The sequence below is a fragment of the Halochromatium sp. genome, assembly GCF_054919635.1.
Window position 1 is genome coordinate 1 of the sequence record NZ_JBUDPI010000192.1, and the last position, 7,034, is coordinate 7,034.

Annotated in this window: 10 protein-coding genes; 4 read left to right on the forward strand and 6 right to left on the reverse strand. The window is 61.8% G+C overall.

All coding sequences use genetic code 11. The features are described 5' to 3' along the window. Positions 1-175 (reverse strand): acetyl-coenzyme A synthetase N-terminal domain-containing protein (locus tag ACY693_RS12045; RefSeq protein ID WP_462322077.1); only part of this gene is annotated, 175 nt, incomplete at its 3' end. A gap of 129 nt (positions 176-304) precedes the next feature. Here ACY693_RS12045 and ACY693_RS12050 point away from each other — a divergent pair. Together ACY693_RS12050 and ACY693_RS12055 are read left to right on the forward strand one after the other, a co-directional pair. Further along, entirely contained in the window at positions 305-682 is a 378-nt protein-coding gene (locus tag ACY693_RS12050) for a DUF805 domain-containing protein (protein ID WP_462322068.1), read from the forward strand. Between the two features lie 189 nt (positions 683-871). Continuing rightward, entirely contained in the window at positions 872-1,003 is a 132-nt protein-coding gene (locus tag ACY693_RS12055; RefSeq protein WP_462322069.1) for a hypothetical protein, read from the forward strand. Positions 1,004-1,147: 144 nt separating this feature from the next. Here ACY693_RS12055 and ACY693_RS12060 read toward each other — a convergent pair whose 3' ends face one another. Together ACY693_RS12060 and ACY693_RS12065 are read right to left on the reverse strand one after the other, a co-directional pair. Then, positions 1,148-1,846 (reverse strand): metal-dependent hydrolase, encoded by a 699-nt coding sequence (locus ACY693_RS12060; RefSeq protein WP_462322070.1) that lies wholly within the window; start codon positions 1,844-1,846, stop codon positions 1,148-1,150. A gap of 48 nt (positions 1,847-1,894) precedes the next feature. Then, entirely contained in the window at positions 1,895-3,187 is a 1,293-nt protein-coding gene (locus ACY693_RS12065) for a multifunctional CCA addition/repair protein (RefSeq protein WP_462322071.1), read from the reverse strand. 377 nt (positions 3,188-3,564) lie between these two features. On the opposite strand from ACY693_RS12065, the gene ACY693_RS12070 reads away from it, so the two are divergent. Further along, positions 3,565-4,191: a DUF2939 domain-containing protein gene (locus tag ACY693_RS12070; protein WP_462322072.1), complete on the forward strand. Its 627-nt coding sequence runs from the start codon at positions 3,565-3,567 to the stop codon at positions 4,189-4,191. 29 nt (positions 4,192-4,220) lie between these two features. After that, entirely contained in the window at positions 4,221-4,628 is a 408-nt protein-coding gene (locus tag ACY693_RS12075) for a hypothetical protein (RefSeq protein WP_462322073.1), read from the forward strand. Between the two features lie 20 nt (positions 4,629-4,648). Here ACY693_RS12075 and ACY693_RS12080 read toward each other — a convergent pair whose 3' ends face one another. From ACY693_RS12080 to ACY693_RS12090, 3 genes are all read right to left on the reverse strand, one after another. Then, positions 4,649-5,956 (reverse strand): MFS transporter, encoded by a 1,308-nt coding sequence (locus tag ACY693_RS12080; protein WP_462322074.1) that lies wholly within the window; start codon positions 5,954-5,956, stop codon positions 4,649-4,651. A gap of 34 nt (positions 5,957-5,990) precedes the next feature. After that, complete coding sequence (gene fixJ / locus ACY693_RS12085) at positions 5,991-6,605, reverse strand: response regulator FixJ (protein WP_462322075.1); 615 nt, start codon at positions 6,603-6,605, stop codon at positions 5,991-5,993. Next, positions 6,602-7,034: sensor histidine kinase (locus ACY693_RS12090; protein ID WP_462322076.1), on the reverse strand; the 433-nt coding region annotated here is incomplete at its 5' end. The genes fixJ and ACY693_RS12090, both read right to left, overlap by 4 nt.

Genomic DNA, 7,034 nt, shown 5'->3' on the forward strand with positions numbered 1-7,034 from the left:
GCGCGTTGTAGCAGGTATTCAGTTGCGCGCCGGCGAACCAGCGTGGGATCGGCTCTGCAGACTGGTCGAGCACCTGCTCCCAGCGTTGCTCCCAGTGCAGCCCCTCGGCCGCTTCGGCCCAGAAGGACTCAGGCTGCTCGATCGAGCGCTGATAGACCTCCGCGTAGGTTTGCATGATCAGACCCCGTCAGTGGCGATGCTATTGTTGTCGTCGCTGTCTTGGTGGACAGTCCAGCTGATCGCATAATGCCCTGGTCCAGCTGCCCCCTCAACTGAGCCTGTGCAAAGCGCACCGGAGGAATAGATGAATTGGTATCTCGAGGTCTTACGGAAATACGCGGTCTTCACCGGCCGCGCGCGTCGCAAGGAGTATTGGTACTACTTCCTGATCAATTTTCTGATCATTACCGTGCTGCTCCTCATCGACAACCTGTTGGGCACGCTGGATCAAGAGGCTGGCATGGGGCTGTTGAGCGGCATCTATGCGCTCGCGGTGCTCATTCCGGGCATCGCGGTGGCGGTGCGGCGCTTGCACGACAGCAATCGCACGGGCTGGTGGGTGTTGATCGCATTGATCCCGATCATCGGTCCGATCATCCTGATCTTCTTGCTGATCCAGGACAGTACCGCTGGCAACAATCGCTTCGGGCCGAATCCGAAAGAAGCTGGAGCTGAGGTCTAGTGGTTTCGAGGGCTTAGGGCGAACGACGCACGAAGAATGGCAAGGTCGACTCGAGCCAGATAAGCTCGAAATATTCGAAGTGGGATCAGAATTTCCCGAAGCGTTCGATCATAACCCAGTGTTATTGTCAGGCTTGAGAAAGACAATCCTCACCTGGTTTACCCTTAACGCACGCTCGGAGAGATCATCATGGCCCCCATCCTTGCCAGTATCGTTCTAGTCGTGGAAGCCACGATCGCACTCGGTATCCTGCTTGCGATCCCACTCGCAGTCGGATACGGGGCCTTCTCTATGTTACAGCGTCGGGAAGATCGCGGCTGAGGGTCCTCCCTGTCCCCTAGGAACCTGCGTTTGGCTGTATTTCAGGTTCGACTCGCCAGCCTCTAGCCTAAGCTCTTGGGCGGTTGGTGAGCTCGGGCAGCAGGTGTCAGATGCGGCCACGATCAGCACCGGCGATTCCGTCGGCTACCACCGAGGCCAGTAGGCTTCGAGCGGCTCGATGGCAATGCAGAGCTGGCTGATACCGGCAAGCATCGGGGCCGGGTCCGGAGTAAGCCCGATCAGTAGAACGGTCAGCCCCATCAGCACCAGGGACCAGGGCCAGGCTCGCAGGCTCAGCGGCTTCAGTGCCGTGCCGAAGGAGCGCTTCACGCGCCGATCCAGCAGATCGACGCTGGCGACCTCATCCAGCGTCAGATGGGTGAAATAGCCGAGTAGCACAAAGCCACCCGCGAGCCAGGCCAACACCGGTCCAAGGCGCAGCAAGCTATCGGCAACAACGGTCACCGTAAGGGTGATCACGATCGCCATCAGCAACGTGTGCCAGATGCCGCGATGGACGGTCAGCTTCGCGAATGCCCAGCGGAGCGGAAAGGCGATCAGCAACGCGCTTCCTAACCAGATCCCCACCTGCTCGAACAAGCCAACACGCCCGGCGAGCCGGAACGCCACCATAAAGCCAACGACGATACCAACGATGTTGAACAGCCCACGGACGGGTTTTGAGTCGTCGGCATCGATGTCAGGCAATAGGCTTGCCGCGGTACCCAGCACGAACAATGCCTGGGTCTCAACAGCGTTCGACAGCCCTTCGCCATAACTCGCGAAGGCCGCGACTCCAGAGACCAGGGCGCCGACAGTGAGATGCGAACGGAAGTTGGCCATCCGATGTGCGACAGACAGGATGCTCCTGACAGAACAGACCCTAGAGCGCTAGGACTCGCCTGCACTGACCTCGGTCGATGCGGATTGCCCTGTTCGAGCCCGGCGAATGGCGCCGATCCGGGCCTCGCGTAACCGTTCCGGAATCAGCGACTTGTTTGCCGTTGCCTTGGCGATCTCTCCGGCATTGACCGATCGAGCTGCCTCTGCGATCCGACGCATGAGCTCTGCCTGCGGATAATCGCGGTCTTCATAGCCTGTGCGACCCCGGAAGTCGGCCTCGCAGGCAACCAGCATCTGCTCGAAACGGTCAGGACGGCGGAACAGATCGATGCCATCGAACAGATCCTGGATGGTGGCCGCACGCAGCTCGGCAACCTTATGCACTTTGCCATGGAAACGGGCGGTGATCCGCGCCAGATCGCAATAGCGTTTCGGCACCCGTAGCCGCTCACAGACATCCGTCAGCAGCTCGACGCCGCGCTCTTCGTGGCCATGGTGACTCGGCAGGATCTCGGCCGGTGTGTTGCCCTTGCCGAGATCATGACAAAGCGCGGCAAAGCGCACCTCGGGCTGTGGCGAGAGCCGAGCCGCTGTGTCGAGCACCATCATCACATGCACGCCGGTATCGATCTCGGGATGCCATTTGGCCGGTTGTGGCACGCCCCAGAGGCTGTCCAGCTCGGGCAGCAGCCGCTGTAATGCACCGCAGGCGCGTAAGGTCTCGAAGAACACCGACAGGCGCGCGCCCCCGCGTTGCTCGCCGAGCACCTTGCAGAGCTCGGCCCAGACGCGCTCAGGCACTAGCGCATCGACCTCGCCAGCATCAACCATGCTGCGCATTAGGGCCAGGGTTTCATCGGCGATCCGAAATCGGCGCCCATGCAAGCGGGCTGCAAACCTTGCGATCCGCAAGATGCGCACCGGGTCTTCGCTGAACGCCGGCGAGACATGGCGCAACCACCGCTGTTGAAGATCAGCCAGACCGCCGTAGGGGTCGATGATCTCGCCATCCGCGGTCTCGGCCAGCGCATTGATGGTCAGGTCCCGGCGCTCGAGGTCCTGCTCCAGCGTTACGCTCGGCTCGGCATGGACGATGAAGCCGTGATAGCCCGGCGCAGTCTTGCGCTCGGTGCGCGCCAGCGCATATTCATCCTTGGTCAGAGGATGCAGAAAGACCGGAAACTCCTTGCCCACAGGCAGGAAGCCACGCTCTAGCAAGTCATCGGCATCGGCCCCGACGACGACATAATCGCGCTCGTCGACCTCCAACCCGAGCAGTCGATCGCGCACCGCGCCGCCGACGAGATAGTATTCGAGCCCAGAGGTAGCGGGATCAGTCATAGAAACGGCAGCAAAATCCGGTCGACGAGCGGGTTAAAGCTCGGATTATCCTAGAAAGAGCAGTTGGACGGTCGTCAGGGTGCGTCCCGCGCGGTGTCCAGCAAGGCACAACGAGGCGGAATAGTCGTTCTATTCCAACGAGTTGTAACGAAGCTGGGCGCCGCGCGGGGCGCGCCATGGCGGCCGTAGCGAGGTTCACCCATTAGCGGGTAAAGATCGCAGGTAGTCTTAATCTCAACAGGCGCAGGCACTTGCATACACTTCGAAGCGGTCAACTGCTCTTTCTAGGATTATGCCAGCCTTGGAAGGTTCAGCATCACTGATGCGACCCTCGTAGAATAAGGGGCTTCTATCGCACTCGTTGCTCAAACACCGCCATGGCACGTTTTCTTGGCCTCCTGCTCCTACTTGGCGTCGTTCTCTACGGCATCTGGCCCTACTACAGCATCCTGCAGATCAATCGTGCGCTTCAGGACCCTGAGGCAGAGGCCTTGGCGCCCCTCGTCGACCTAGCCGCCATCCAATCCCATTACAAGAAGCGCGTCGAGGGCACCGTTGAAGGACTGCTACCGCGTGGCTCGGGGCACCAGCCCGACGGCCCACACGACCGCCAAGGCGGCGCTGCAAGCGAGCGTCATGCACAAACGGGTCTCCAGCTCGACGCCGATCAGGTACTCGACTGGCTATCCGACAACCTCAAGACGTTGGGTAGCGCGGCACTGGATCAGGCCATAACCCTCGATTGGGCCCGCGAGACCCTGCTTGCTGCCAGCCAGCGCGCCGCCGGTCAACGCCACCGCCAGGCCGGCGCCCAGGGCGGCGCCCAAACCAGCAGCCAGACTGGCACCCGGACTGGCACGAGCTTCATCGAGGCGGTTGATTTCGCCTTCTTTGAATCCTGGGACCGTTTCGTCATCCGCCTTGGCCGTCTGGGTCAGCGCCCGACCTTCGTCATCCTGACGCTGGACGGCACCCAGTGGCGTGTAACCGATATCACGAGCTAACGCTGATCAATCAGCCCTGAGGTAACCCGATGTCCATACGACCCTCTCTACCCCCAGCCTTAGCCAGCCTGACCGGCGTCGTCTTGTTGCTGATGGCGGGTCAGGCAACCGCCTTCAAGTGTATGCCGATCTACGGCAATTGGTGCGGCATCGACCATCCGAGCCGCGGATGGCCACCGCCGGTCGATGCCTTCGATGCAGCCTGCATGCGACACGACCTCTGCACGGCACAGCCAGGCCCTGATACGCCCTGTGATATCCGCTTTGTCGGCGAGCTGCGCAGCATCGCTGCACAGGTGGGCTATCTCCCGCGGCCGCTGCAATGGGCCGAGTACGTGATTCGCCTGAAGTCCGGTGGTCCCTGGGGCGGGATGCCGATGCCGACGCCCGGTGACGCGATGGGCGTGATGTCGAGCCTGGCGACGCCTTGCTGGTAGCCAGCACACACAGGCCGGGCTTAGCTGTCGTCGGCGCCGGTCGTTAAGGGCCCGACGAGGCCTGAAGCATCCGCCCGCCCGGCACGAACATCAACCCGCCATAACAGGCCCGCGCCGATCAGGAACAGCAGCAGGATCGGCAGCAGCGCAAGGCGCGGGTCACCCGTCAGCACCGCCGCCGTGCCAACCAGGAAGGGTCCGAGCACGGCGGCAAACTTGCCCACCATGTTGTAGAAGCCGAACAGCTCGGCGGTCTGACCAGCCGGAATCAGACTTGCGAACAGCGCCCGACTGAGGGCTTGAATGCCGCCTTGGACCAGCCCAATCGCGATCGCTAGTCCATAGAAATGCTCTACCCGGCTCATCTGCGAGGCGGCGCCGATCACCAGCACATAGACAGCGATCGCAAGCAGGATCGCCGGCTTCGGCCCGAAGCGAGCGCCCAACCGCCCAAAGACCAAGGCTGCTGGAAAGCCAACGAACTGGGTAATCAGCAGTGCGACCATCAAGCTCGAGCTCGGGAAGCCGAGATCCAACCCGTACTTCACCGCCATGAACATCACGGTATCGACGCCGTCGATGTAGAACCAGTAGGCGAGCAGGAACAGAAAGCTGTTCGGCAGCTGACGGATCTGACGAAAGGTCAGCGCCAGCTCGCCGAAGGCACCGCGGACTGCGGCTCGAAACCGACGCCGACCCAGCCCCGTGCTTTCCGGCACCCACAACAGCAAGGGCAAGGTAAACAACGCCCACCAGATGGCGACACCGAGAAACGACAAGCGCACCGCGGCGCTCTCATCAGCAAGACCGAAACGCTCAGGCATCAAGACCAGCAGCACGAAGAACGCAAACAGCAGTCCGCCACCGAGATAGCCCAGCGCGTAGGCCAGCGATGAGGCGCGCTCGTAATCCCGCGGTTCGGAGACGTCGGTGATCAGTGCATCATTGAAGATGTTGCTGCCGAAGAAACCGAGCAGCCCGGCCAGGTAGAGCAGCAACGCCAGCTGCCACTGCCCCACGTCCACCCAAAACAGACTCCCGGTTGCCAGCAGACCAAGCAGCGTGAAGCCGAGCAGGAAGCGTTTCTTGGCGCCAAGCTGGTCGGCCAGCGCGCCCAGCACGGGAGCACTCAGCACCAGGATGAGGCTGGCCGCGCTGCTAGCGTAACCGAGCCATTGGGTACTCTTGGTGTCAGACAGCTCGCTGGCCCAGAATTGGCTGAAGAAGACCGGAAAGAAGCCCGCGATGACGACCGTCGCGAAGGCAGAGTTCGCCCAATCGTAGAAGGCCCAGGCCAACAGGGTACGACGATTGGAAGACGCCAACATTAGCTGCATCTGCTCAACTGTACGGGCTCCCAACTCAGGCGTCGCCGCCAGCAATCAAGGCCATGCGCACAAGCTCGGCGAGCGAATCGGCGCGCATCTTGTCCATGACACGCGCCCGATGCACCTCGACGGTCTTGGCACTGACGTTCAGGGCCGAGGCGATCTCTTTGTTCGATTTCCCGTCGGTCACCATCGCCATGACCTCATGCTCGCGTGGGGTCAGCTCGGCCAGTCGAGCCGCGATCTCAGCCCTGCGCGCATGCAGCGCACGATGCTGCTCGCCATATTCGAGGGCCTTGCGGATGCTGTTCAGCAGCTGCTCATCGTCGAACGGCTTCTCGATGAAGTCGACCGCGCCCGCCTTCATCGCCTTCACGGCCATCGCCACATCGCCATGACCGGTGATGATGATCACCGGGATGCGGATCTCACGCCGGCCCAGGTAGTCCTGCAGCTCGAGGCCGCTCATCACCGGCATGCGCACATCGAGCAGCAAACAACCGGCACGACCGGGGTAGTAGGCATCGAGAAATGCGTGCGCCGAATCGAAGGTCTCGACCTCCATACCGACCGACTCGATCAGCCACTGCAACGAGCTGCGCATCGCCTGGTCGTCGTCGACCACAAAGACAGTGAGTCCTTTGCTCATCCGTGGGTGCCCTCTGCGCGCGGCCGCTCGATCAGATTGAGGCTGCGGACATCGGCCATGGCAGCCGTGGCTTGACCCTCGGTTGCAGCTGCGTCCTCGAGCGCGATCGGCAGCTCGACCTCGAACAGCGCGCCCGAACCAGGCTGAGATTCGGCGCGAATCGTCCCATCGTGGTCCTCGAGGATGGTCAAACTGATTGGTAGCCCCATACCCATTCCGCTTTCTTTAGTGGTGAAGAAGGGATCGAACAATTGGTCCATGCGCTGCGGCGAGATGCCGGGTCCGTTGTCGTGCACACAGACCAGCGCCCGATCACCAAGGCGTCGCGTGCTGACAATCAGGGCTCGCCGTCCTGGAGCGGTCTCCTCGAGCGCATCGAGCGCATTGCGCACCAGGTTCAGCAGCACCTGCTCGATCTGTACCAGATCG